General features: G+C 72.9%; 21 protein-coding genes and 1 pseudogene. 13 read left to right on the forward strand and 9 right to left on the reverse strand.

What is annotated here, in order from left to right; all coding sequences use genetic code 11:
* Positions 1-14 precede the first annotated feature (14 nt).
* Entirely contained in the window at positions 15-1,361 is a 1,347-nt protein-coding gene (locus AQJ64_RS26975) for an ABC transporter substrate-binding protein (RefSeq protein ID WP_055637129.1), read from the reverse strand.
* Between the two features lie 118 nt (positions 1,362-1,479).
* Here AQJ64_RS26975 and AQJ64_RS26980 point away from each other — a divergent pair, with 118 nt between their 5' ends.
* Entirely contained in the window at positions 1,480-1,980 is a 501-nt protein-coding gene (locus AQJ64_RS26980; RefSeq protein WP_055637120.1) for an SCO4402 family protein, read from the forward strand.
* Between the two features lie 47 nt (positions 1,981-2,027).
* On the forward strand, positions 2,028-2,912 hold the full coding sequence (purU, locus tag AQJ64_RS26985; RefSeq protein WP_055637121.1) for a formyltetrahydrofolate deformylase: 885 nt from the start codon (positions 2,028-2,030) through the stop codon (positions 2,910-2,912).
* 174 nt (positions 2,913-3,086) lie between these two features.
* On the opposite strand, the pseudogene AQJ64_RS26990 reads toward purU, so the two are convergent.
* A pseudogene (locus AQJ64_RS26990) lies at positions 3,087-4,365 on the reverse strand (maleylpyruvate isomerase mycothiol-dependent enzyme family protein).
* A 95-nt stretch (positions 4,366-4,460) separates the two neighbouring features.
* Complete coding sequence (locus tag AQJ64_RS26995) at positions 4,461-5,042, reverse strand: RNA polymerase sigma factor (RefSeq protein ID WP_059203054.1); 582 nt, start codon at positions 5,040-5,042, stop codon at positions 4,461-4,463.
* A gap of 351 nt (positions 5,043-5,393) precedes the next feature.
* Here AQJ64_RS26995 and AQJ64_RS27000 point away from each other — a divergent pair, with 351 nt between their 5' ends.
* Positions 5,394-5,777, forward strand: coding sequence for an STAS domain-containing protein (locus AQJ64_RS27000; RefSeq protein WP_055637123.1), 384 nt, complete (start codon positions 5,394-5,396; stop codon positions 5,775-5,777).
* Positions 5,778-5,918: 141 nt separating this feature from the next.
* Entirely contained in the window at positions 5,919-6,431 is a 513-nt protein-coding gene (locus tag AQJ64_RS27005) for an EF-hand domain-containing protein (protein WP_055637124.1), read from the forward strand.
* Here the strand turns inward: AQJ64_RS27005 and AQJ64_RS27010 are convergent.
* On the reverse strand, positions 6,410-7,921 hold the full coding sequence (locus AQJ64_RS27010; protein WP_055637125.1) for a class I adenylate-forming enzyme family protein: 1,512 nt from the start codon (positions 7,919-7,921) through the stop codon (positions 6,410-6,412). The genes AQJ64_RS27005 and AQJ64_RS27010 overlap by 22 nt on opposite strands.
* Positions 7,922-8,008: 87 nt before the next feature.
* On the opposite strand from AQJ64_RS27010, the gene AQJ64_RS27015 reads away from it, so the two are divergent.
* From AQJ64_RS27015 to AQJ64_RS27030, 4 genes are all read left to right on the forward strand, one after another.
* Entirely contained in the window at positions 8,009-9,205 is a 1,197-nt protein-coding gene (locus tag AQJ64_RS27015; protein WP_055637126.1) for an amidohydrolase family protein, read from the forward strand.
* Positions 9,205-10,335, forward strand: coding sequence for an acyl-CoA dehydrogenase family protein (locus AQJ64_RS27020; RefSeq protein ID WP_059203055.1), 1,131 nt, complete (start codon positions 9,205-9,207; stop codon positions 10,333-10,335). Before AQJ64_RS27015 ends, AQJ64_RS27020 begins: the two co-directional genes overlap by 1 nt.
* Before the next feature lie 9 nt (positions 10,336-10,344).
* Positions 10,345-11,268, forward strand: coding sequence for an acyl-CoA dehydrogenase family protein (locus tag AQJ64_RS27025; protein WP_059203056.1), 924 nt, complete (start codon positions 10,345-10,347; stop codon positions 11,266-11,268).
* A 535-nt stretch (positions 11,269-11,803) separates the two neighbouring features.
* Positions 11,804-12,391 (forward strand): ATP-binding protein, encoded by a 588-nt coding sequence (locus AQJ64_RS27030; protein WP_397803762.1) that lies wholly within the window; start codon positions 11,804-11,806, stop codon positions 12,389-12,391.
* Positions 12,392-12,906: 515 nt separating this feature from the next.
* Here AQJ64_RS27030 and AQJ64_RS27035 read toward each other — a convergent pair.
* Entirely contained in the window at positions 12,907-13,833 is a 927-nt protein-coding gene (locus AQJ64_RS27035) for a cyclase family protein (RefSeq protein WP_055637074.1), read from the reverse strand.
* A 120-nt stretch (positions 13,834-13,953) separates the two neighbouring features.
* On the opposite strand from AQJ64_RS27035, the gene AQJ64_RS27040 reads away from it, so the two are divergent.
* The 3 genes from AQJ64_RS27040 to AQJ64_RS27050 are packed head-to-tail and all read left to right on the forward strand — an operon-like array spanning position 13,954 to position 17,117.
* The gene (locus tag AQJ64_RS27040) at positions 13,954-14,868 is read left to right on the forward strand and encodes an SDR family oxidoreductase (RefSeq protein WP_059203057.1); all 915 of its coding nucleotides are present in this window, start codon (positions 13,954-13,956) and stop codon (positions 14,866-14,868) included.
* Between the two features lie 45 nt (positions 14,869-14,913).
* Positions 14,914-16,068 (forward strand): acyl-CoA dehydrogenase family protein, encoded by a 1,155-nt coding sequence (locus AQJ64_RS27045; protein WP_059203058.1) that lies wholly within the window; start codon positions 14,914-14,916, stop codon positions 16,066-16,068.
* Positions 16,068-17,117: a Zn-dependent alcohol dehydrogenase gene (locus AQJ64_RS27050; protein WP_059203059.1), complete on the forward strand. Its 1,050-nt coding sequence runs from the start codon at positions 16,068-16,070 to the stop codon at positions 17,115-17,117. The genes AQJ64_RS27045 and AQJ64_RS27050 overlap by 1 nt, the downstream gene beginning before the upstream one ends.
* A 25-nt stretch (positions 17,118-17,142) precedes the next feature.
* Here AQJ64_RS27050 and AQJ64_RS27055 read toward each other — a convergent pair whose 3' ends face one another.
* Positions 17,143-17,565: a hypothetical protein gene (locus AQJ64_RS27055; RefSeq protein WP_159060310.1), complete on the reverse strand. Its 423-nt coding sequence runs from the start codon at positions 17,563-17,565 to the stop codon at positions 17,143-17,145.
* 77 nt (positions 17,566-17,642) lie between these two features.
* The gene (locus tag AQJ64_RS27060) at positions 17,643-19,595 is read right to left on the reverse strand and encodes a sensor histidine kinase (RefSeq protein WP_055633764.1); all 1,953 of its coding nucleotides are present in this window, start codon (positions 19,593-19,595) and stop codon (positions 17,643-17,645) included.
* 174 nt (positions 19,596-19,769) lie between these two features.
* On the opposite strand from AQJ64_RS27060, the gene AQJ64_RS27065 reads away from it, so the two are divergent.
* Positions 19,770-21,056, forward strand: a complete 1,287-nt coding sequence (locus AQJ64_RS27065; RefSeq protein WP_055633765.1) for an MFS transporter — start codon at positions 19,770-19,772, stop codon at positions 21,054-21,056.
* Here the strand turns inward: AQJ64_RS27065 and AQJ64_RS46475 are convergent.
* Complete coding sequence (locus AQJ64_RS46475; protein ID WP_079061962.1) at positions 20,940-21,974, reverse strand: GlxA family transcriptional regulator; 1,035 nt, start codon at positions 21,972-21,974, stop codon at positions 20,940-20,942. The genes AQJ64_RS27065 and AQJ64_RS46475 overlap by 117 nt on opposite strands.
* Positions 21,975-22,045: 71 nt before the next feature.
* Between AQJ64_RS46475 and AQJ64_RS27070 the strand changes: the two genes are divergently transcribed.
* Positions 22,046-23,353 (forward strand): MFS transporter, encoded by a 1,308-nt coding sequence (locus AQJ64_RS27070; protein ID WP_055633766.1) that lies wholly within the window; start codon positions 22,046-22,048, stop codon positions 23,351-23,353.
* Between the two features lie 46 nt (positions 23,354-23,399).
* Here AQJ64_RS27070 and AQJ64_RS27075 read toward each other — a convergent pair whose 3' ends face one another.
* The gene (locus tag AQJ64_RS27075; RefSeq protein WP_244902693.1) at positions 23,400-23,981 is read right to left on the reverse strand and encodes a flavin reductase family protein; all 582 of its coding nucleotides are present in this window, start codon (positions 23,979-23,981) and stop codon (positions 23,400-23,402) included.
* Positions 23,982-24,070: the final 89 nt, after the last annotated feature.

The raw sequence follows: 24,070 nt of genomic DNA on the forward strand, positions 1-24,070 counted from the left end.
GAGCCGGGCGGACCTCAGCCGACGTCCGCGTTCTCCATGGTGTCGGTGACGTCGACGAAGCCCTGCTGCGAGGCCACCAGCACGCCCTTGCGCACCTGCTGCACGGTCACCTCGGCATTGGACAGCCGGGGGAAGCCGACGGCGGCGAGCCGGCTGGTGAACCTCCAGCGCAGGGCGGGGGTGAGTCCGCCGGTGGTGAACGTGCGGCCGCTGTTCAGGGCGCCGCGGACGGTGTCGGCGCTCACCTCGCCGTCGCCCAGCGACTCCAGGGCCTGCCGCAGGACGTTGTAGGCGATCCAGGTGGTCTGCACCCCGGTGTCGGAGGGGTCGATGCTGGTGTCGGAGAAGGCGGACTGGCTGATCACCTTCTTCATCCCGGCCCACCGCTTGTCGCTCTCCACCGGGTACCAGCCGGTGACGTACGCCCCCTCGTACGGGCCGGATCCGCCGCCGCTGGCGTCGATGACGGTCTGGTCGACGCTGCCCAGCACGCTTCCGGTGTTCACCGCGGGATAGTCGGCGCGGCTGCGGCGGAAGGAGTCCATGAAGGTGCCGTTGCGGTCGCCCAGCGCGGGCACCACACAGCCCTTGCCGCCGGACGCCGTGCCGCCGGACGCCGTGCCGCCGGCGGCCGTCCGCAGGGCCTTCTCGCTCTGCGCGGAGTACTCGGTGGCGTCCTCCGCCGCCCGCTGGTCCTCGGCCTTGTCGTGCCCGCCCGCCTTCAGACCGGCGTCGAGCATCGGCGCCAGGGCGTCGCCCGCGATGGTGTCGGGGCGGACGAGTGCGACGGGCCCCGAGCAGGAACCGGCCAGCACCTTGCCGAGACCGGCGAGCAGCGTGGGCTGGCCGCCGTTGACGGGGTAGGACAGGGGGCTGGTGAACTCGGAGGTCGTGACGCCGTAGCCGCCTATGTAGGGGATGCCGGCGCCCTCCAGATGCGGGAAGAACGCGTCGGAGTGCTGGCTGTAGGAGCCGACGACGGCGACCGCCTTCTCCTTGACCGCGCGCCGGGCGCAGGCCGCCGCGGAGACCGCGTCGTTGTGGTCGTTGCAGGTCAGCACGGTGAGCTTGTGGCCGTCGATGCCGCCCTTGGAGTTGATCCAGCGGGCGTAGGCGCGGGCGAAGGCGGGCATGCCGGGCTTGTTCGTGGCGGCCGTTCCCACGGGTGCCCAGGTCATCACGACGATCGGGTCGTCCCCGGAACCCCCCGTGACTCCGGGGACGACCCCGCATCCGGCGGTCAGCGACGCGACGGCGGCCAGAGCGCCTGCCGCGAGGGCGGCCGATCTGCCGTTTCCGGTACCGCGGAGAAACCCGGGGAGGAAGGTACTTCGCGAGAAGGTGCGTCGCCTGCCGGTCATGAGCACACACCATTCCGTCACATCACTAACCCGGGAGTGACCCACGGTCAATGAGAGGTGACGCGAGGGTGAATTACAGGGGTCCGTGAGGTCCCGGGGACGGGAAAACGTACGATCGATGACCGTGCAAGGTTCGGAGAACTCTTCCCGTCGCGGCCGTCGCTCCTCCACCATGGGCGGCATGCCACTCAACGACATGCCATGGTGGCGCTGGCGCAGCAATGTGCGCTCCGCGCTGCACATGCTCTCCGACCCGGTGTTCCAGCAGAACGTCTGGCTGGCCGGTGTGGACGGATACGGCGACGTCACCGACGCCGTCTACCGTCTGGTCGAGGACACCTGGCTCGACAACTGGTCCGCCGAGAAGTACGTCGGCACGATCTTCCGTGACTCGCAGGAGGCGGCCCTCGTCGACACCGCCGTGCTGCGGGTCCTGCGGATCATGCACCAGGTCGGCCCGGACGCGCCCGTCTCCACCTATGTCTCCCACCCCGGCTGGCCCGAGGCGGTGCACGCGGCGCGGGAGGCGCACGTCCGCCTGGCGGTGGCCGACGGCGAGGACCCGGACGCGCCGCCGCGCACACTGGAAGTGCTGCGGATCATGACGAGGTCCGCGTAGCGGGACGGCCTCCACCGTGCCGGGGCGGACGTGAGACCCTGTGCTGCATGAGTGAGCAGACCGCCCGAGCCGCGGCGTCCCCCGCCGACCAGTACGTCCTCACCCTCTCCTGCCCGGACAAGCAGGGCATCGTGCACGCCGTGTCGAGCTACCTGTTCATGACCGGCTGCAACATCGAGGACAGCCAGCAGTTCGGCGACCACGACACGGGTCTGTTCTTCATGCGGGTCCACTTCTCGGCCGATGCGCCGCAGTCCGTGGACAAGCTGCGCGCGAGCTTCGCGGCGATCGGCGACTCCTTCCACATGGACTGGCAGATCAACCGGGCCGACGAGAAGATGCGCATCGTCCTGCTGGTCAGCAAGTTCGGCCACTGCCTGAACGACCTGCTGTTCCGCGCCCGGATCGGTGCGCTGCCGGTGGAGATCGCGGCGGTGGTGTCCAACCACACCGACTTCACCGAGCTGGTGGGCTCGTACGACATCCCCTTCCACCACATCCCGGTGACGAAGGAGACGAAGGCGGAGGCCGAGGCGAAGCTGCTCGAGATCGTGCGCGAGCAGAACGTCGAGCTGGTGGTGCTCGCCCGCTACATGCAGGTGCTCTCGGACGACCTGTGCAAGCAGCTCAGCGGCCGGATCATCAACATCCACCACTCCTTCCTGCCGAGCTTCAAGGGCGCGAAGCCGTACCACCAGGCGCACACGCGGGGCGTGAAGCTGATCGGGGCGACCGCGCACTATGTCACCGCCGATCTCGACGAGGGGCCGATCATCGAGCAGGAGGTCGAGCGGGTGGGGCACGACGCCACCCCCGACCAGCTGGTCGCGGTCGGCCGTGACGTGGAGTGCCAGGCGCTGGCGCGGGCCGTGAAGTGGCATGCGGAGCGGAGGATCCTGCTCAACGGGCGCCGGACGGTGGTGTTCGCCTAGCGAGGCGGGGGGTTGCGCTGCGCGGGCGGGTGCGGGTGGTCTGTGGCCGGTCGCGCAGTTCCCCGCGCCCCTGGAACGCACGTCGGCTGTCAGGGGCGCGGGGAACTGCGCGACCATCCCCCACAGGCCCGCAGGCCCGCAGGCCCGCAGTCGCCCACGAACCGCAACCGGCCTCTACATCCGGCTCAGGGAAGCCGCGGCGAACAGAACGTCCCTGATCGCCTCCCGGTCGCCCAGCTGACCCGCGGCCGCTTCCTCCGGCGGCACGTGGCCCGCGGCCAGCCGGCAGAACTCCACGTCGTCCAGCGCCACGTGCGCCACCTCGTGCGCGGCGGAGCCCACCGCTCCGGGCGAGTCCAGGGGGATCAGCCACTCGCCCCCGCCGTCGCCCTCGATCTCCAGCCGCAGGCTGCGACCGGGGCTGCCGGCGCTCACCAGATGGCGGGCGCTCGGCGCGGGCGCGGCCAGTCCCGCGCGCCGGCGCGCGGCGAGCGCCGTCGGCAGCATCCGCGCGGCCAGGTCGATCATGCCGTGCAGATGGCGGGGCGCGGGCGGCGCGTACGGATAGTCGACCGCCTCCGCGATGTCCTCGGCGTGCACCCAGCACTCGAACGCCCGGTCCAGCATCGCGTCCCGCAGGGGCAGCTCGAAGCCGCCGTACGAGATCGGCAGGGTGCCGGGCCCTCCCCCGCCGGTGAACGACACCGTGCGCACGAGTGCGTGGCTCTGTTCGCGCCAGGGGCCGCGCACCGAGCGGGTGGGCGGGAAGTGCGAGGCTCCCCAGAACGCCTCGGTACGCTCGGCGGGGCCGCGGACGCCGTCGGCCTCCTTGTCGTCCTCGCCGGGGCCGAGCGGGTCCTCCAGGCCGAGGGCCACCGCGACCAGGCCGTCCACGGCGAGGAGATGGGCGATGACTCCGGCGACGGTGGTGCGCCGGGTGGTCTCCCCGTCGCCGCGGAACCAGCGCAGCCGCACGGGCGCGTGCCACTCGGCGTCGCCGAAGTCCTGGAGCAGGGCGTCCAGTCGCGCGGTCTCGGCGTCGTACGAGGTCGCCCACGCCGGTACCGGGATGCGCGGCGGGCGGCGGTCGAGGCAGGCCTCCAGGACGCGGGTGCGCAGGCCCGGGTCGAGGTCGAGGCTCTCCGGGCGCTGGAGCAGGCCGACCGCCTCGCGCAGCCGCCGGGCCTCGTCCGCGCAGGCGCCGCAGTCGCCGAGGTGGTCCTCGACGGCCGCCGTCTCCTCGGCCGAGCAGGCCGCCAGCGCCCAGCAGGGCCTTCAGTACGCGGTGCTCCAGCCGCAGCGGTTCCGCGACGGCGAGCGACTCCAGTGCGGGCAGCGGCAGCCCGGTGTCCTCGACGGAGGCGCGGGGGAAGGGGATACGGGGCGCCGCACGGCGGGTGCCGTCGCCGTGGTCGCCGTGCGGTTCGCCGCCGTGCGCGGTGTGGTCGTCCATGGTGCCGTCGTAGCCTTCGCCGCCGTCCTTGCCGTCCTTGCCGTCCGTGCCGTCCTCGGTCTCGCCGTCGCAGCCCTCGTATCCGTCCGCGTCGCTCACGCCGCACCCCCGTATTCGGGCGGGGCCCCGGAGGCCGGTGTGTCGTGGGCGGTGGAGAGCAGTTGCAGGCCGAGGCGGAGCCGGCGGCGGGCCTCGTCCTCGGTGACGCCGAGGTCGGCGGCGGTCTGGCGGTAGTCACGGCGCTGGAAGTAGGCCAGTTCCAGGGCGGCGCGCAGCGGGGCGGGCATGGCCTGGACGATGTAGTCGGCGCGGGCGGCGACCGCGGCGTGCCGCACCTTGCTCTCCAGGTCCTCGGCGGTGCCGGGGCCGCCCTCGGCCAGCGCGGCGGTCTCGGTGGCGCGCAGCCGCTGCACGGCCAGCCGGTGGGTCAGCGCGGCGATCCAGGTGCGCAGGGGGCCCTGCTGGGGGTCGTAGGCGTCGGGGTGCTGCCAGACGTGGACGAAGACCTCGCGGGTGACGCGGTCGGCCGCGTGTTCGTCTCCGAGCACACGATGGGCGAGGCCGTGCACGAGTGAAGCGAACCGGTCGTAGAGCTCACCGAGGGCGGCCGCCTCACCGCGCGCGAGTCGCTGCTGCATCTTGCGGTCCCAGCGGGGCGGTGCGTCCTTCTTCGCCATGCGGCCCCCTCACCTGTGCCCGTGTCTCGGCCCAGCCTGCGTCCACCGTCACCTCGAATGTAGTCGGCACGTACGACAACGCACGCCCCTTTGTTTCAATGTGCGCCCCTGAGCGGCCGGGCGGTGGTATGAGGCCGCGCCTACCCAGACTCATCACGACCAATCCGGATCAAGTGTGTGCTGTTTCTGACCGATGTGAGACCGATGTGGATCGAACAGGACTGGATGCGACGGAATCAAGCCTCTTCCGTCACGTACCTGTTTTTCGCCAGGTGTTTCGGGGCAACGCCGCTGGGCAGCCGCGCTGCAAGGAAGCGTAGGGACGGCTTCCGTTTACGGCGAGGGAAAGGCGTGGTGGTGGCCTTCAATGTGACCGGCGGCGAGCAGGGCGGTTGGGCCGTGCTCCATGTGTCGGGCGAGCTGGACCTGGTGACGTCACCGGTGCTGCGGCAGCGGGTGCACGACGAGGTGGCCGAGGGCCGCCACCGTCTCGTCCTGGACCTCTCCGAGGTGTACTTCTGCGACTCCAGCGGGGTCGGCGTGCTCATCGCGGCCCGCAGACTCATCCGTTCCTGCCGGGGCCGGCTGCGGCTGATCCTGCCCGCGCGCGGGGCCGCGGAGGACTCCCACGTCAACCGCGTCCTGGGCGCGCTCGGCGTCCGGCGCCTCTTCGACGTCTACGACGACCTCGCGGAGGCCGTGGCCGAGGACGGCCCCGAACCGCTGACGGCGTGAGCCGCCCTGCGACAAGGGTGTCCCGAAATTCCCCCGGTCCGGGTACAGAGGCCGCCCACCGGCTCCCACGAGGCCGGCGGCGTCGTACGCTCCCTGCCGGAAGGATTTCCGCACCAGGACGCCAGGCGGCTGGAGGACAGCATGGTCAGCAGCGAGTACGAACGCAGGATCGCGGACCGGTTCGCCACGTTCGACCAGGACGGCAACGGCTACATCGACCGCGAGGACTTCGGCGCGGCCGCCAAGGCGCTGCTCGCCGAGTTCGGCACGGCGGCCCGGTCCGACAAGGGACAGGCGCTGTACGCGGGCGCGGAGGCCTTCTGGCAGGGCATGGCGGGCATCGCGGACCGCGACGGCGACCAGCGCATCACCCGGGACGAGTTCGTGGGCGGCGCCGTCAAGCGACTCCACGACAACCCCGACCGCTTCGCCGAGATCGCCCGGCCCTTCCTGCACGCCGCCCTGGCCCTCGCGGACGCCGACGGCGACGGCCTGGCCACGGTCGAGGACACCGCGCGCGTGCTGCACGTCCTGGGCGTCCACGAGGGCCTCACCCGCACGGTCGCCGCCGCCCTCGACACCGACGGCGACGACAAGGTCGGCGAGCAGGACATCGTCCCCGCGGTGGCGCGCTACTTCACCGTCTCCGAGTAGCGCTCGCGCAGCTTGTACTTCAGGACCTTGCGCAGTGTGTCGTTGCGCGGCAGGGCGTCCACCACCTCCAGCTGCTCCGGCAGTTTGTGCACGGACAGTCCCGCCGCGCGCAGATACGCCGTCAGCGCCTCCAGCGTCGGATCCGCCGCCCCCGCCGCCCGCTCGACCACCGCGCACACCCGCTCCCCGCGCTCGGCGTCCGGCAGCCCGATCACCGCCACGTCCCCGACGTCCGGGCGGGCGGCCAACAGGTCCTCGACCTCCTTGGCGGAGATGTTCTCGCCCTTGCGGATGATGACGTCCTTCAGCCGCCCGGTGAGCACCAGATGCCCGCTCCCGGTCAGCCGCCCGAGGTCCCCGGTGCGCAGGAACCCGTCCTCGTCGAAGGCCTCCGCCGTCTGCGCCGGGTCCAGATAGCCGCGGCACACGGCCTCCCCGCGCAGCCGTACCTCCCCGCCCTCGGCGATCCGTATCTCCATCCCCTCCGGGGGCCGTCCCTCGGTCGTGGCGAGGTTCTCCACGGTGTCGTCCGGCGCCCCCATGGTGATCATCGGGACCTCGGTCATGCCGTAGCCGTGGGTGAGCTGCACACCCAGCTCCCGGACGACCGCGTGGTACAGCTCGGGCGGCTTCGGCGCCCCGCCCCCGGCGAGCAGCCGCAGCGAGGGGATCACCGGGACGCCCGGCTGCTTGCGCTGCTCGGCCAGGAACATCGAGTAGAACGCCGTCGACCCGCCCGCCACGGTCACCCCGTGCCGGCGGTACTCGGCGAGCGCGTCCGGCAGCGCGAACTGCTCGAACATCACCGCGGGGAAGCCGTACAGCAGCAGCATGACGGTGTAGTCGGGCCCCGCGATGTGCGCGTACGGGAAGGCCATCGAGCCCACGTCGTCGGCGGTCAGCTCCAGCGCGTGGGCGAGGCAGGAGCCGCCCGCGATGAGCGAACGGTCGGTGTGCAGGACGCCCTTGGGGTCGGAGGTCGTGCCCGAGGTCCAGTAGATCCAGCGGACCGAGGTGCCGTCGGAGGGCGGCGGGGGCAGCACGGCCGGGTCGCCCCCGGGCAGGTCGTCGTAGGCGTCGAACACGCCCTTCGCGCCGAGCCGCAGCGCCATCTCGCCGTGGTCGAAACCGCGCCAGACGCCCGGTACGGCGAAGAACTCCGCCCGTGACTCCCGCAGCGCGAAACCGACCTCGCGGTCCCGGTAGAACGGGATGACGGGGCTCTGCACGGCGCCCAGGCGGGCCAGCGCGAAGGACAGCACGGCCGTCTCGATGCGGGTCGGCAACTGCCAGGCGACGACCGTGCCGGGGCGCACGCCCATGCCGTACAGCCCGGCCGCGGTCCGTTCGGCACGCGCGCGCAGCTCGTCGAAGGTCAGCGTGCGGTCGCCCTGGAGGAGGACGGGCCGGTCGGGGGTGAGCTCGGCGCGGCGGGCGACCAGGTCCCAGAGGGTGCGGGCGGAACTCAGGGAGTGCGCGATGGCGTTCATGTCTGCCCCCAGCTTGGCTGACGACTCGTCAGGTGCCATGCTATCTGACGGGTCATCAGATAAGTACCGTCCGGCGGAGGGGAACCCATGGCCACCGAACTGCCCCGCATCATCAGCGTCGACGACCATGTGATCGAACCCGCGCACCTCTTCGCGACCTGGCTGCCGCAGAAGTACCGCGACCGCGGGCCGCAGCCGCTCACGGCCGGGATCGGCGAGCTGGCCTACGTCGGCGGGAAGTACCAGATCACCATGGACCCGGACGGCCAGCCCACCGACTGGTGGATCTACGAGGACCTGAAGTTCCCGTACAAGCGCAACATCGCCGCCGTCGGCTTCGACCGGGACGAGATGACCCTGGAGGGCATCACCCGCGAGGAGATGCGGCGCGGCTGCTGGGATCCGAAGGCCCGGCTCGAGGACATGGACCTCAACCACGTCGAGGCGTCCCTGTGCTTCCCGTCCTTCCCGCGCTTCTGCGGCCAGACCTTCTCCGAGGCGCACGACAAGGAGGTCGCGCACGCGTGCGTGCGGGCCTACAACGACTGGATGGTCGAGGAGTGGTGCGGCGACAGCGGCGGCCGCCTCATCCCGCTGTGCCTGATCCCGCTGTGGGACATCGACCTCGCGGTCGCCGAGATCCGGCGCAACGCCGCGCGCGGGGTGCGCGCGGTCACCTTCTCCGAGATCCCCACCCACCTGGGGCTGCCGTCCATCCACTCCGGCCACTGGGACCCGTTCTTCGCCGTGTGCGAGGAGACCGGGACGGTCGTCAACATGCACATCGGCTCGTCCTCGCAGATGCCGGCCGCCTCCCCCGACGCACCCCCCGCCGTCCAGGCCTCCCTGTCCTTCAACAACGCCATGGCCTCGATGATGGACTACCTGTTCAGCGGGGTCCTGGTGAAGTTCCCGGCGCTGAAACTGGCCTACTCGGAGGGCCAGATGGGCTGGATCCCGTACGCCCTGGAACGCGCCGACGACGTGTGGGAGGAGCACCGCGCGTGGGGCGGGGTCCGCGACCTGATCCCCGAGCCGCCGTCGACGTACTACTACCGGCAGATGTACTGCTGCTTCTTCCGCGACAAGCACGGGGTCGCCTCGCTGGACGTCGTCGGGCGGGACAACGCGACCTTCGAAACCGACTACCCGCACGTCGATTCCACCTTCCCGCACACCAAGGAGGTCGCCCTCGACCACGTCAAGGGCCTCGACGACGAGACGGTCTACAAGCTGATGCGGGGCAACGCGATCCGCATGCTGGACCTGGACTTCGACCAGTGATGGACCTGTCCTACACGGCCGAGGAGGAGGACTTCCGCGCCCGGCTGCGGGAGTGGCTCGGCAAGGCGCTGCCCGCGCTCCCGCCGAAGCCGTCCCCGGACGACTGGCCCGGCCGCCGCGTCTACGACCTCGGCTGGCAGCGGACGCTGTACGACGCCGGGTACGCGTACGTGCACTGGGACGCCGACCCGACCACCCGGCTGATCTTCCTGGAGGAGACGGAGCGGGCCGGGGCGCCCTACGTGGGGGCCAACTTCGTCGGACTGTTGCACGCGGGCCCGACGATCGCCGCCGAGGGCACGGACGCCCAGCGCGCGCGCTGGCTGGAGCCGATCCTGCGCGGCGAGGAGGTCTGGTGCCAGGGCTTCAGCGAACCGGACGCCGGTTCCGACCTCGCGGCGCTGCGCACGCGCGCGTGGCGCGACGGCGACGACTACGTGGTGAGCGGGTCCAAGATCTGGACCTCGCACGCCGAGGTCGCCGACTGGTGCGAACTGCTGGTGCGCACGGACCCCACGGCGGCGAAACACCGGGGCATCACCTGGCTGGCGATGCCCATGGACGCTCCCGGGATCACCGTACGGCCGCTGCGGACGCTCGCCGGGTCCGCCGAGTTCGCCGAGGTGTTCCTCGACGAGGTGCGGGTGCCCGTCGCCCACCGGGTCGGCGCCGAGAACGACGGCTGGCGGGTCACCATGGTGACGCTGTCCTTCGAGCGCGGCACCGCGTTCGTCGGCGAGGTCGTCGCCTGCCGGCGCGTGCTCGGCGAACTGGCCCGCGAGGCCCGCGCGAACGGCCGCTGGGACGACCCCGTCCTGCGGCGCGGGCTCGCCCTCCTGGAGGCCGAGTTCCGGGCGCTGTGGCGGCTGACGCAGTGGAACGTGAGCGAGGCCTCGGCGGGCGGGGTGCCCGGTGTCGGGGGTTCGGTCTTCAAACTGAGGTATTCGCACGCCCGTCAGGAGCTGTACGACGCCGCGGCCGACGTCCTGGGCGACGCGGCCCTCGATCTCGACCGGCCCTGGGTGCTCGACCGGCTCTCCTCGCTGTCGTACACCATCGCGGCCGGCACGTCGCAGATCCAGCGCGACATCGTGGCCGAACGGATCCTCGGGCTGCCGAAAGGGCGGTGAGACTTCTCCGTGCGTTTCCGACTGACCGACGACCAGCGGGCGTTGAGACAAGGGGTACGGGACCTGCTCGCCCGGCGCTTCGACCGGGACGCGCTGCGGGCGGCCGTGGAACGGCCCGCACTCGACCGGGCGCTGTGGCGGGAGCTGGGCGCGGCCGGGTTCTTCGCGCTGCGGCTGCCCGAGACGGAGGGCGGGGTCGGACTCGGGCTGCCCGAGGCGGTGTTGGCCTTCGAGGAGGCGGGCCGGGCGCTTCTGCCGGGCCCCCTGGTCGCCACCCACCTCGCGGCGGGCCGGGTGCCCGGAGCGGCCGAGGGGGAGACCGTCGTGACGACCGTGGACGCCGGCGGGCTGGTGGAGTGGCTGGCCGCGGCGGACGTGGTGGACGAGAGGGGCGGGGAGGGCGGGGCGGCCGGGGGGAACGGGGACGCCGCGGGGGCCGTGGCGCTGCGGTCGGTCGACCCGTTGACTCCCTTGCACCGGGTGCCGCGGCGCTCCCGGCGTACGGCGTCCGAGCCCGTCGCCGTCCTCCTCACCGCCGCCGAACAGCTCGGTACCGCCACGCGCGCGTGCGAGCTGGCCGTGCAACACGCGCGGGCACGCGAGCAGTTCGGGCAGCCGATCGGCGCCTTCCAGGCCGTCAAGCATCTCTGTGCGGAGCTGCTGGTGCGGGTCGAGGTGGCCCGTGCGGCGGTCTACGCGGCCGCCGTGACCGCCGATCCCGCCGACGTCGCGGCCGCCCGGCTCCTCGCCGACGAGGCCGCCGTACGCGGTGCGCGGGACTGTCTCCAGGTGTACGGCGGCATGGGGTTCACCTGGGAGGCGGACGTCCATCTGCTGCTGAAACGCGCCTGGGTGCGCACCCGGCGTGCGGGGGGTGGTACGGAGAGTGAGGAACTGCTCGCGCGTGAACTGCTGAGCGGAGCGGGCCGGTAGCGCCGCTGCCTGCGCCGACGACATGCGCGGGGCTCGGACTGCCGTACGGGTGTCGCGGATTGTGGCATACCGGGTTCACGGAGCGTTGATACCGGGTTGTGTCCGATGTGTGACCCGTCACGGCCCGGAGTCGACCGGGCGCTCCGGTACCTTCTGTGGGATGCGAGTGGTTCCGAGCATGAGCCATGCCGGCGGTGCCCCTGGGGCGGTGCCGAAACCGGCGGTGCGCGCCGCTGCTCGCAGGGCGGACGGGCTTCAGGCCTCCGTCTGTTCGACTCCCTGGCGCGGGCGTCGCACAGTATGCCGCACGGGTACTCCTTCGCGCTGGAATATGCCCGAAGCGCTTGTTGAGGTGACTGTACGTCAACCAAGCTGTCTCGTAAGGGATTCACGTTCCGTCACGCTGCCTCTGGCCGTTGTTCTGGCCATGCAGAAAATGGCTACGATCGTGGCCCCCGTCGTCATGGTGCCCACGCGACCCGCGTGGCTCGCGTGGCGCACGGCCATGTGTCCGCCGGTTCGGATGGTGTGAGCGGTGCAGGTGCTTCAAGTGCAACTGGAGATCCGGCCCGACCCCGCAGAAGTGGGGCGCGCCCGGAGGTGGGCCCGTTCGCGCCTGGCCGGGTGCGGCATAGGGGACGACGAACCGCTCGCCGAGACGTTGGTCCTGCTCGTCTCCGAACTGGTCACCAACGCCGTGGTGCACACCGGCTGTCCGGCCGTCGTGCGGCTGTCGCTGCCGGGCGCCGGACCGGGCGCGGCGGGCGGGGCGGCCGCCGTCCGGCTGGAGGTGGTGGACACCAGTGACCGCGCCCCCGTGCCCCGCTGCGTGGGTGACGACGCCACCGGCGGCCGGGGCCTGGCCCTCGTCGACTGTCTCGCGGACCGCTGGGGCTGGAACGTGGAGGGTGGCGGCAAGCGCATCTGGTGCGAGCTGGACCGCTGCGAGCGGCCCGTCGAGGGCGCGGTGGGCGGCGAGAGCGCGGGTGAGCGCGAGGTTCTGACGGGTGGCCGGCAGGCCGCGGCCTACCCGGAGCCGGTGTACCCGAAGCCGCCCCTGTACCCGAAGCCGCCGGTCCGCCCGGAACCCGCCTACGAGGGGCGCGCGTTCGAGGCGGTGTGAGTCCCGTGCTGCCGTGCTGCCGTGCTGCCGTGCTGCCGTGCTGCCGTGGTGCCGTGCTGCCGTGGTGACCTGATGGCCTGATGCCGTGCCGGTGCGGCGGGTGGTTCGGTGGGTCGGTCGGCGGGCGCATCGCCGCGAAAGGGCGGCGGCCTGCGGGGCACCGGGGCAGAAAGCGCTGTCGTCCTGAGCCGGCGCGGCCTCGGTGCGCCCGGATGTGCTTCCGTGCGCGCCCATTGCAAATGGGGCGTAAGTAACAAATCTCCGTCCAGGTGTTGACGCGGCGTGTCCGTTTGATCACGCTTGTGGTCAGCGATTCACCGCGAGGGGACGACGAGGGCCTCGACGACGCGAGCCCTTGCCGAGTGTGGGTCGTGAGTCGGCGTCGAGTCCCTCAGGGCCGGAGGGGGAGCCGGGGAGGGCACGCCGAGTCGGATGGCGGCGCGCGGTGCCGTGCTCGGGGCGGGCAGCGGCGCGCCGCCATCGGACGTCCGCCGGAGGCGCGGACCCCGGGGGGCTCAGAGGACGGCCACGGGGGCCACCGGAGTTCCCGTGCCGCCGACGAACGGCTCCGGCATCGCCGACAGCAGGAACGCGTACCGGCCTTCTTGTCCACAGGCTGTGGACAACTCTTCGAGATTCCAGTTCTGGCCCTGGAGCATCCCCATCTCCACCAGGTCGAGGGCGTGCACCGGCAGCCACAGGCCCTCGATCTCCGGCGGGAAGATCTCGAACGTCATGGTGTCGTTGGCGACGGCCGCCACATCGCGCGCGTGGAACCACTCCGGCGTACGCACCGACAGCCCCGGCGACGGGAACGCGTACGCGTGCTTGTCACCCGCCAGATAGAGCTGGACCTGCCCGGTCCGTACGAGCACGATGTCGCCGGCGCGCACCCGCGTACCCGCCAGTTCCTCCGCCGCCTCCAGGTCCTCCGGTGTCACCGAATGCCCGCCCGCCAGCCGGTCCACGCCCCGCGCGCGTGCCACGTCCAGGAGCACCCCGCGCGAGACGATGTGCCGCGCCTTGTCGATCCCGCTGAACTCGGCGCCCGCGTGCGCGGTGATGCCGGACGCCGGACGGCCGTTGTAGATCTTCCCCGAGTGCGAGACATGGGTCAGCGCGTCCCAGTGGGTGGCCGCCTGCAGGCCCATCGTCACGGCGTCGTCGCTGCACGCGACCGTGCCGGGGCCGAAGATCTCCTGGTTGATCTGCACCATGGTGTGCATCGGGTTGACCCGCCCCGGGATCATCCCGGTCTGCACACCGTCCTCGCGCAGGGGGAGGGCCAGCGGCACCCGGCGCCCCGAGCGGATCTCGGCGGCCGCGCCCCGCACCACCTCGTCGGTGATCAGGTTGAGCGTGCCGATCTCGTCGGCGGCTCCCCAGCGCCCCCAGTTGTTGACGCGCTTGGCGATGTCGTGGAACTCCTCCGGCAGTGCCATCCGGTGCCTCCCCGGGGCTTGTCCTCGCCCGACCGGCGGGACATAAAATCTAACGGTCCGTCAGATACGTTCTTCGAAAGCATCTAACCGTCCGTCGGAAAACGCGGGAAGGGGCCGGGCGTGGGGAACTTCTTGGCCGGCAAGGCCGTCGCCGTCACAGGGGCGGGACGGGGCATCGGACGGGCGGTGGCGCTCGCGGCGGCGGCCGAGGGCGCCCGGGTCGTCGTCAACGACTACGGGGTGGGCGTGGACGGCGCGTCGCCCACGAGCGAGGTGGCCGAGGCCGTCGTCAAGGAGATCGAGGCGGCGGGAGGTCAGGCCGTCGCGGTCGCCGACGACATCTCCACGATGGCGGGCGGACAGCGGGTCGTGGACACCGCGCTGGAGACGTACGGGCGGCTCGACGGGGTCGTCTGCGTCGCCGGGATCCTGCGTGAGCGGATGCTGTTCAACATGTCCGAGGAGGAGTGGGACCCGGTCGTCGCCACCCATCTCAAGGGCACCTTCACGGTCTTCCGGGCGGCCTCCGCGGTCATGCGCCGGCAAGGGTCCGGCGCGCTCATCGGCTTCACCAGCGGCAACCACCAGGGGTCCGTCTCGCAGGCCAACTACAGCGCGGCGAAGGGCGGGATCATCTCGCTGGTGCGCAGCGCGGCGCTGGGCCTGCACAAGTACGGGGTGACCGCCAACGCGGTCGCGCCGGTCGCGCGGACGCGGATGTCGGCCGGGGTGCCGATGGAGCTCGCGGAGATCGGGGAGCCGGAGGATGTCGCCGCGATGGTGATTTTCCTCTTGTCGGACCGCTCGCGGGAGCTGGGGATAACCGGGCAGGTCTACACGGTCGCCGGTGCGAAGATCGCTGTGTGGGCACAGCCCCGGGAGATGCGCGCCGTGTATGCGGAGGGCGGTTCCTGGACGCCCTCGCGCATCGCGGAGGTGCTGCCGGGGTCGGTGGGGGTGGATCCGATGCCGATGCTGGAGCGGTTGGAGGAGATGCGGCGGGCCGCGGCGGAAGGCGCGCGGCCCAACGGGTGACCAGGCCCCAGGTGGGTGCAGTGGCCCTGACTCAAGGAGCTGAACGTGGATTTCGGGTTCACCGCGGACGACGACGGGTTCCGCGCCGAAGCTCGGGAATGGCTGGACGCGCATGCCCCGCACGCCACCGACCGCCGAAGCTGGGAGCGGACGCTCGGTGCTGCCGGGTGGATCGGGCTGGGGTGGGGGGAGGGGGGGTACGGGAACCGGACCGCCGGTCTGACCCGGCAGGTCGCCTGGGCCGAGGAGTACGCGCGCTCGGGTGCCCCGCCCCGGTCCGGGCACATCGGGGAGAACCTGCTCGCGCCCACCCTGATCACCCATGGCACCCCCGAGCAGAAGGACCGGTTCCTGCCGCCCGTCGCCGCCGGTGCCGAACTCTGGTGCCAGGGGTACAGCGAGCCGGGTGCCGGGTCCGACCTCGCCGGAGTGCGGACGCGGGCGGAGGCCGACGAGGGCGGCCGGACGTACCGCGTCAGCGGGCAGAAGATCTGGACCTCCCTCGCGCACGAGGCCGACTGGTGCTTCGTCCTCGCCCGCACCGACCCCGGCTCGACCCGTCACCACGGGCTGTCCTTCCTCCTCGTGCCCATGGACCAGCCGGGCCGGATCGAGGTGCGGCCCATCCGGCAGCTCACCGGCACCAGCGAGTTCAACGAGGTCTTCTTCGACGGGGCGCAGGCGCGCGCGGAGCATGTCGTCGGGGCCGTGGGCGAGGGCTGGCGGGTCGCGATGAGCCTCCTCGGGTTCGAACGCGGAGTGTCGACGCTCGCCCAGCAGATCGGGTTCGCCGAGGAACTGGGGCGCGTGGTCCGTACGGCCGTGGAGACGGGCGCCGCCGACGATCCCGTCGTACGCGAGCGGCTGGTGCGGCTGTGGGCCGAGCTGCGGACCATGCGGTGGAACGCGCTGCGGACCCTGGGCGGTTCGGGCGGGCCGGGGGCGCCCAGCGTGGCCAAACTGCTGTGGGCGGGCTGGCACCAGCGTCTCGGGGAGGCCGCGGTGGGGGTGCGCGGCGCGTCGGCGAGCGCGGGCCCGGCGGACTGGACGCCCGCGACGCCGTACGAACTCGACGACGCGCAGCAGCTGTTCCTGTTCTCCCGGGCCGACACGATCTACGGCGGCTCGGACCAGATCCAGCGCACGATCATCGCCGAGCGCGTGCTCGGCCTGCCCAGAGAACGCAAGGGGGTCGTCTGATGCGAGGCGTGCTGTTCGACGGGAAGCGGGCGGAGGTCGTCGACGACCTCGACGTACGCGATCCGGGGCCCGGCGAGGTGCTCGTGGCGATCTCGGCGGCCGGGCTGTGCCACAGCGACCTGTCGGTGATCGACGGGACGATCCCCTTCCCGGCGCCGGTGGTGCTCGGGCACGAGGGGGCGGGGGTGGTGGAGGCCGTGGGGGCCGGGGTCACCCATGTCGCCCCCGGCGACCACGTGGCCCTGTCCACCCTCGCCAGCTGCGGGACCTGCGCCGAGTGCGACCGGGGGCGGCCGACGATGTGCCGGCAGGCCATCGGGCGGCCCCAGAGGCCGTTCACGCGCGCGGGGCGGGCGGTGTACCAGTTCGCCTCCAACTCCGCCTTCGCCGAGCGGACCGTCGTGAAGGCCGTCCAGGCGGTGCGGATACCCGAGGACATCCCGCTGGCGTCCGCCGCCCTGATCGGGTGCGGGGTGCTGACCGGCGTGGGCGCCGTGCTCAACCGCGCGCGGGTGGGGTACGGCGAGAGCGTCGTCGTCATCGGCACGGGCGGGATCGGGCTCAACGTGCTCCAGGGCGCGCGGATCGCGGGCGCGCTGCGGATCGTCGCGGTCGACTCCAACCCGGCGAAGGAGGGCGTGGCCCGGAGGTTCGGGGCGACCGACTTCCTGACGTCCACGGAGGCCGTGCGGGACGTGCTGCCGACGGGCGCGGACCATGTCTTCGAGTGCGTCGGACGGGTGGAGCTGATCCGGGCCGCCGTCGACCTGCTGGACCGGCACGGGCAGGCGGTCCTGCTGGGGGTGCCGCCGGCCACCGCCGAGGCGTCCTTCCTGGTCTCCTCCCTCTTCCTCGACAAGTCCATCCTGGGCTGCCGCTACGGCGCCTCCCGCCCCCAGCGGGACATCGCCCTGTACGCCGGCCTGTACCGCGAGGGCCGGCTGCTCCTCGACGAACTCATCACCCGGACCTACCCGGTGGAGGACTTCGAGAAGGCGGCGGCGGACGCGGAGGCGGGACGGGTGGCGCGGGGGGTGCTCACGTTCTAGTGCCGCGGCAGGCAACGTTTGCCCGTCAAGGAGCGGCGTCCGGTGCGTGCTCTCGGCGTGCCGGCCGGAAGTCCTCGTACTGGACGTACTTGGGCTTTCGGCCGGTGCGGCGAGAGTGCGTGCCGGGCGTCGCGACGGGGCGAACGTTGCCTGCCGCGGCACTAGACAGCGGTCGGCTCTCGGCGGTACGGCTCCTCGTGGTCACGGCGAGGCTCAGCAGCGCCTCGACCGCGGAGAAGGCGCCGAGGCGCAGACTCCAGGAGCCGATCGAGGACTGCGCGACGTCGGCGAGGGCCGGCATCCGGAGCAGCACGGTGCCCAGCGCGAATCCGACGACGGTGCCGACGACCACGGCCCAAGTCGGCGGCTCGTGGACGACGGTCACCACGACGCCCGCGAGGGCCACGACGGCGCAGAGCGCGACGACCAGGGTGAGATACATACCCATGAGTGTTCCGGCGGACGAAGGCCCTCCCATCGTCTTGGGGAACGAACCCTGCCTGTATCTCTGGGTAGAGACCCGCGTCAGGCGCGCGGCGGCCGGTCGAGGCCGTGCAGCAGTGCGCGCATGGCGGCGAGGGTCGAGCGGGCCTCGGCCGCGACCTCGTCCAGCCGTCCCGCACGGGCCAGCTCCACCAGCCGCGCCGTGCGGTGCAGTACGGCATCGCTCAACTGTCCGGCCAGCAGCTCCCGTTCCGCTCCGGCGGACCGGTCGGCCTGCCACGCGGAACTGGCGAGCGCGAAGTCGTCCCGGGCGAGCACGCGCAGCCGGCGCCGCCGGACCAACAGGCCGGCACCCCACAGGAGGGCGAAGCCCGCGCACGCCAGCATGCCCGACGGCACGATCAGTACCGTGGCGAGGAGCCACGAGGGCTCCTCTGCCGTCAGTTCGCCGTCGGCGGCCGCCGTGGTGATCACCGCACAGGCGCTCACGGTCCCCGCCGCGATCACCCAGGGCCAGGTGCGGGCGCCGCGATGGCTGTAGGCGCCCAGCGCGTTCACGGCGAGACATTCGGCGACCAGGCCCACGACGAAGTAGGCGGACAGCTGCGACAACGGTGCCCGTGCGGCGGCCACCGGCCAGAGCAGGGAACTCGCCAGGACGGCGAGGAGCGCGGCTCGGGGCGCGCGCCGCCGCCACACCAGGGGAAGACCGTGGAGGGCGAACAGAACCGAGGCCAGGACGATTCCGGGGATCGCCGCGTGCCTGGCCTGCCGGCTCAGGTCCTCGGCCCCGACCAGGACGAAGAAGACCGGCAGCACCGCGGCGGTGAACGCGAGCGCGGGATCGACCAGCAGCTGTTCCCTCAGGACGTCCCGCTGCCACCCGTGCGCCGGCTGCGCCCCGCCCGCGTCGGGCAGCACCGCCTCCACCCGCCAGCCGCCCTCGGCCGTCGGACCGGCGTCGAGCTCACCGCCGACCGCGGCCGCGCGCTGCTCCATCCCCTTGATGCCGAGCCCCGCCCCCGTGATGCCGGTCGTGCGGGATGCCCGCGCCTCCGCGGGGCCGTTGGTCACCGACAGCAGCAACCGCCCCGCCGCACGCCGTACGGAGACCCGGACGGCCGCGCCGGGGGCGTACCGGACGGCGTTGGTGAGGGCCTCGCGCACGATCCCGTGGACGGCCTCCCCGACCGGGCCCGTCAGGTCCGGGGGAAGTTCCGTGGCGATGGGGCGGCCCAGCCGGCCGAAGCCCGCGACCAGTTCCTGGATGCGGCCGGTCAGCGACGCGGCCTCGCGCGGTTCCGGGTCCCGCATGAGTCCCACCAGCCGCTGGAGCGACGCCTGTGTCTCGAGGCCGGTGCGCTCCGCGAACTCCAGGGCCTCGGCGGTCAGCTCCGGCCGCGTGCCGCCGAGCCGGAGTGCCGTGTCCACGGTGACGACCACCGAGGTCAGATGGTGTGCGCTCACATCGTGCAACTCGCGTGCGAGGCGCTGGCGTTCGTTTTCGGCGGCGTTCCGCCGGCCCTCCTCGGCCCCCGCCAGCCGACGGGCCGCGGTCAGGCGCCGCGCGTGCCACTTGCGGCGCGCCTCGCCCAGGCCCGCGCAGAGCACGTACAGCAGGGCCGCGACCGCCCATTCCGCCACCGGCACCGTGCGGAACCCCGCCAGCGCGAACGACAGGAGCCATTCGGCGCCGACGACCGCGGCGACGGCCCGCAGCGTCACGGGAAGGGGGCAGCGCACCGCGACCGAGTACAGGGACACCATGGCGCCCAGCGCGAAGTAGCCGTCCTGCCAGGCGACCAGCCCGACCGCCATGGCGCCGACCGACCAGGCCAGGGCGCTCACCGGGGCCTGCCGGCGCCGGCCGAGGGCCGCGGTCTCCACCGCGAGAGCGCACCCGACCGCCCCGGCCGCGACCACTGCGCGCGGATCGCCGTCGCGCCAGGGGCCCGCGATCGCCAGCCAGGCGAGCTGCGCCGCCGCCAGCAGTGCGGGGAGCAGCCACCGGCGGACCGTCTCTGTCTCAGGCATGACTCTGCTCGCGCTCCCAGTCCGGGCAAGTGCCCCGGTGCAGAAGCATCTTGGCATGCTCACCTGAGGGCGGGCCGGGGTGATGCCGGGGTGATGCCGGGGTGACGGCGGTGGCCTCCGCGACCGGCCGAAAACCCGTGGGACGTCGTCGGACCCACGCCCTACCGTCGAAGCATGAGCTACCGCGACCTCGCCTCCCGACAGGTCCTGACCTGGGCCTGCACCGCCGTCGGCGCGCGGATGCCGGTCGCGATGGCACCGCTCGCCCTGGTGTTCCTGGTGCGTGAGCGCCCCGGCGGGTACTCCCTGGGGGCGATCCTCGCGGCGGCCTACGTCCTCGGCGAGATCCTGGGCGCCCCCGTCCTCGGGATGCGGCTGCGCCACGACCGGGCCCGCGCCCATCTGGCCGTCGGCCTCGGGTTCGGGGCCGTCGGCTTCGCCGGGCCGGGCGTCCTGCCGGGTGCGCATCCGGCCGTACTCGGCGGGTTCGCGTTCCTGGCCGGTGCCGCGCCCGCCGCCACCACCGGCGGCCTGCGCACCCTGCTCACCGAACTGGTCCCGGAGCGGTCGGCGGCGCAGGCGCTGTCCGCCGAGTCGATCCTGACGGCCGGTGTGTGGGCGGCCTCCCCGGCCGCCGTCGCCGGCCTGGCCCTCGGCGTCGCGCCGCGCGTCCCGCTGCTTCTCGCCGCCGCGCTGATGGCCTCCTCGGTCGCCTGCCTGTCGCTGCTGCCGGCCGCCTGGGGCGCGGACGGCGGCACCGGCGCGGCCCGCGGCGGGGCGTCGCCGGCGCGGGTCCTGGCCGGCGCCTGGCCGGTGTACGTGACGGGCGCGGCCAGCCTGACCCTGCTCGGCCTGTCCGAACTGGTCCTGCCGGCCCTGCTCGAACAGCGGGGCGTCGCCGTCGGCTGGTCCGGCCCGCTGCTGACCGGGATGGCGGTGGGCGGCGGGTTCGGCGCGTTCGTCCACGGACTGCGCGCCTGGCCGGGGCGGCTGCGCGAGCGCAGCGTGGTCCTGATGGCCGGCACCTCGGTGTGTGTGACGGCCGCCGCGCTGATACCCCACGCGGCGGGGATCGCGGTGGCGCTGACCCTGGGCGGCATGCTCCAGTCGGGCGCGATGCTCACCCGCAATCTGTCCCTGCGCGAGGTCCTCCCGCCGGGTGCGCTGGCCGCGGGCTACTCCGTCATGTACGCGGCGGCGGGGGCGGGTTACGCGGCGACGGGATCGCTGGCCGGCGCGCTGCTGCGGGTGGTGGCGCCGTCCACGGCGGTGCTGGCCGGGGTGGGGCTGACGCTGGCGCTGACCGGGATCGGCTGGTGGGGCGAGGCCCGGCACGCCGCCCGGTCAGCTCGGGGCGCCGACACCGCCCCGGCGCTCGCGCTCGCCGGCGCCCGTCCCGCCGGCGCCGGTCCGGAAGGTGCGGCGGTACGCGGTGGGGGTGACCCCGAGGGCCGCCTGTAGGTGCTGCCGCATCGACTGGGCGGTGCCGAACCCGGAGTCCCGGGCGACCTGGTCGACGGACCGGTCGCTGGACTCCAGCAGATGCCGGGCCCGTTCGACGCGCTGCTGGGTGAGCCACTGGCCCGGGCTGACACCGGTCTCCTCGCGGAAGCGGCGGGTGAACGTCCGTACGGACAGGGACTCCTGCGCGGCCATGTCCCGCAGCTGGATCGGCTCGTGCAGCCGCCCGAGCGCCCAGGCGCGCGCGGTGGTGGTGCCGGCCTGCTGCGGATCGGGCACGGGCCGCTCGATGTACTGCGCCTGACCGCCGTCGCGGTGCGGCGGTACGACGGTGCGGCGGGCGACGTCGTTGGCGACCGCGGTGCCGTGGTCGCGGCGGACCATGTGCAGGCACAGGTCGATGCCGGCGGCGACCCCGGCGGAGGTGAGGACGTCTCCGTCGTCGATGAACAGGACGTCCGGGTCGACGTCGATCTTCGGGAAGAGCTGCTGGAGACGCTCGGCGTCGGCCCAGTGCGTGGTCGCGGGGCGGCCGTCGAGATGTCCGGCGGCGGCGAGGACGTACACGCCGGTGCAGATGGAGGCGAGGCGGGTGCCGGGGCGGATGTGCGCGAGCGCGGCGGCGAGTTCGTCGGTGAGGACGCCCTCCTCGAAGACCGGGCCGAGCTCGTAGGAGGCGGGGACGACGACGGTGTCGGCGGTGGCGAGGGTCTCCGGCCCGTGCTCCACCATGATCGCGAAGTCGGCGTCGGTCTGTACCGGGCCCGGCGGCCGGACCGAGCAGGTCACGACCTCGTACAGGTGCCGCCCCCCGGCGTCCTTGGGGCGGCCGAAGATGCGGTGCGGGATGCCCAGCTCGAAGGGGAGCAGGCCGTCCAGGGCGAGGACGACGACGCGATGGGGAGTCCGGACACTCATGGCCCGATCCTAGCTAATGCTGTCCCTCGGGCCACTCGTTGAGGGCGGGAGGAAAACGGATCCTTTATGTCGTGACCCAGACAAGCGAGGCTCCCGCAGCCGTAAAGGGACAGAAGCCCCCTACCCGTCGAGGCATCCACCGCGCCTGGTTCGTCGCCGCCGTCACCTTCGTCACGATCATCGGCGCGGCCGCCTTCCGCTCGCTGCCCGGCCTGCTCATCGACCCGCTGCACCAGGAGTTCGGCTGGTCGCGCGGCACGATCGGCGCGGCGGTCTCGATCAACCTGGCCCTGTACGGGCTCACCGCGCCGTTCGCCGCCGCGCTGATGGACCGCTTCGGCATCCGCCGGGTGGTGGCGGCCGCCCTGACCGTGATCGCGCTCGGCTCGGGCCTCACGGTATGGATGACGGCCGCCTGGCAACTGCTCCTGTGCTGGGGCCTGCTGGTCGGCCTGGGCTCCGGCTCGATGGCGCTGGCCTTCGCCGCGACGGTCACCAACCGCTGGTTCACCGAGCGCCGCGGTCTGGTCAGCGGCATCCTCACCGCGGCGTCCGCCTCCGGCCAGCTGATCTTCCTGCCGCTGCTGTCCTGGATGATCACCCGCCACGACTGGCGTCCCGCGGCCGTCACGGTGGCCCTGGCCGCCCTCGCCGTCGTCCCCTTCGTCTGGCTGCTGCTGCGCGACCACCCGGCGGACGTGGGGGCGAGCCCGTACGGCGCGAAGGAGTTCGTCCCGAAGCCGGCACCCGTGCAGGGGGCCGCGAGCCGCACCGTCAAGGTCCTGCTCGCCGCGATGCGCACCGGCCCCTTCTGGCTCCTCGCCGGCACCTTCGCGATCTGCGGCGCCTCCACGAACGGCCTGGTCCAGACCCACTTCGTGCCGGCCGCCCACGACCACGGCATGCCGGTCACGGCGGCGGCCTCGCTCCTCGCGGTCATCGGTGTCTTCGACGTCGTCGGCACGATCGCCTCCGGCTGGTTCACCGACCGCTTCTCCCCGCGCCGCCTGCTGGCGGTCTACTACGCGCTGCGCGGGATCTCGCTGCTCTTCCTTCCTCTGCTGCTGGCCCCCACCGTCCACCCCCCGATGATCTTCTTCATCGTCTTCTACGGTCTCGACTGGGTCGCCACCGTGCCGCCCACCCTCGCCCTGTGCCGCGAGCACTACGGCGACGACAGCGCCATCGTCTTCGGCTGGGTCCTCGCCTCCCACCAGGTCGGGGCGGCCCTGATCGCCTTCCTCGGCGGCGTCGCCCGCGACACCTTCGGCTCGTACGACGTGGTCTGGTACGCGTCGGGCGCCCTGTGCGCGGCGGCGGCGCTGATGGCGCTGGTGATCCGCCGGCGGCCGGTGAGCCCGGCCCTGGCGGCGGCCTGACGGCGAGGACGTCCCGCGCGCGACCGGGCGCGCGGGAGGCGCGTGCCTAGAGGAACCGGCCCCTGTGGAACAGCAGGGGCCGTTCCGCGTCCGCGGCGGGCGTCGACCCCAGGGCGTCCACCCGTCCCACGACGATGAGGTGGTCGCCTCCGGTGTGCACCGCGTGGACGGTGCAGTCGATCCAGGCGAGGCTGCCGGTCAGGCGCGGGGAACCGGAGACCGGGGCCGCGTCGTGGGGCACGCCCGCGAACTTGTCCCCGCCGCTCACCGCGAAGGCGCGGCACAGCGCGGCCTGGCTCGCGGCGAGGACGTTGACGCAGAAGACGCCCGCGTGGGCGATGCGCGGCCAGGTCGTGGACGTACGGCCGACCATGAAGGCGACCAGGGGCGGGTCGAGGGAGAGGGAGGAGAAGGACTGGCAGGCGAAGCCGGCGGGGCCGTCCGGTGTCGTCGCCGTGACGACGGTCACGCCGGACGCGAAGTTCCCCAGCACCCGCCGGAACTCGCCCTGGTCCACCGGCGCCCGCTCGTCCTCGCGGACGCAGCGCAGTTCGGGACGGGGCAGCGGTTCGACCGGGCCCGCCCTCAGGTAACGGACGGCGGCGGCCGCCATCCCCGCGTGTCCCATCATGTCCCCCATTGAAGCTGACGGTATGTCAGATAGGAAGGGGTGTGCGGGGGCAGTGCGCGGGGGCGCGAAACGGGGCCCGCCCCTCG

It is taken from the genome of Streptomyces griseoruber (assembly GCF_001514205.1).
GTDB lineage: Bacteria > Actinomycetota > Actinomycetes > Streptomycetales > Streptomycetaceae > Streptomyces > Streptomyces griseoruber.

Excerpts from the sequence above, each read along its gene's own strand:
- AQJ64_RS26975 (WP_055637129.1), bottom strand. The coding sequence starts at position 1,361 with ATGACCGGCAGGCGACGCACCTTCTCGCGAAGTACCTTCCTCCCCGGG.
- AQJ64_RS26980 (WP_055637120.1), top strand. The coding sequence starts at position 1,480 with ATGACCGTGCAAGGTTCGGAGAACTCTTCCCGTCGCGGCCGTCGCTCC.
- purU (WP_055637121.1), top strand. The coding sequence starts at position 2,028 with ATGAGTGAGCAGACCGCCCGAGCCGCGGCGTCCCCCGCCGACCAGTAC.
- AQJ64_RS26995 (WP_059203054.1), bottom strand. The coding sequence starts at position 5,042 with ATGGCGAAGAAGGACGCACCGCCCCGCTGGGACCGCAAGATGCAGCAG.
- AQJ64_RS27005 (WP_055637124.1), top strand. The coding sequence starts at position 5,919 with ATGGTCAGCAGCGAGTACGAACGCAGGATCGCGGACCGGTTCGCCACG.
- AQJ64_RS27010 (WP_055637125.1), bottom strand. The coding sequence starts at position 7,921 with ATGAACGCCATCGCGCACTCCCTGAGTTCCGCCCGCACCCTCTGGGAC.
- AQJ64_RS27015 (WP_055637126.1), top strand. The coding sequence starts at position 8,009 with ATGGCCACCGAACTGCCCCGCATCATCAGCGTCGACGACCATGTGATC.
- AQJ64_RS27020 (WP_059203055.1), top strand. The coding sequence starts at position 9,205 with ATGGACCTGTCCTACACGGCCGAGGAGGAGGACTTCCGCGCCCGGCTG.
- AQJ64_RS27035 (WP_055637074.1), bottom strand. The coding sequence starts at position 13,833 with ATGGCACTGCCGGAGGAGTTCCACGACATCGCCAAGCGCGTCAACAAC.
- AQJ64_RS27050 (WP_059203059.1), top strand. The coding sequence starts at position 16,068 with ATGCGAGGCGTGCTGTTCGACGGGAAGCGGGCGGAGGTCGTCGACGAC.
- AQJ64_RS27055 (WP_159060310.1), bottom strand. The coding sequence starts at position 17,565 with ATGGGTATGTATCTCACCCTGGTCGTCGCGCTCTGCGCCGTCGTGGCC.
- AQJ64_RS27060 (WP_055633764.1), bottom strand. The coding sequence starts at position 19,595 with ATGCCTGAGACAGAGACGGTCCGCCGGTGGCTGCTCCCCGCACTGCTG.
- AQJ64_RS27065 (WP_055633765.1), top strand. The coding sequence starts at position 19,770 with ATGAGCTACCGCGACCTCGCCTCCCGACAGGTCCTGACCTGGGCCTGC.
- AQJ64_RS46475 (WP_079061962.1), bottom strand. The coding sequence starts at position 21,974 with ATGAGTGTCCGGACTCCCCATCGCGTCGTCGTCCTCGCCCTGGACGGC.
- AQJ64_RS27075 (WP_244902693.1), bottom strand. The coding sequence starts at position 23,981 with ATGGGACACGCGGGGATGGCGGCCGCCGCCGTCCGTTACCTGAGGGCG.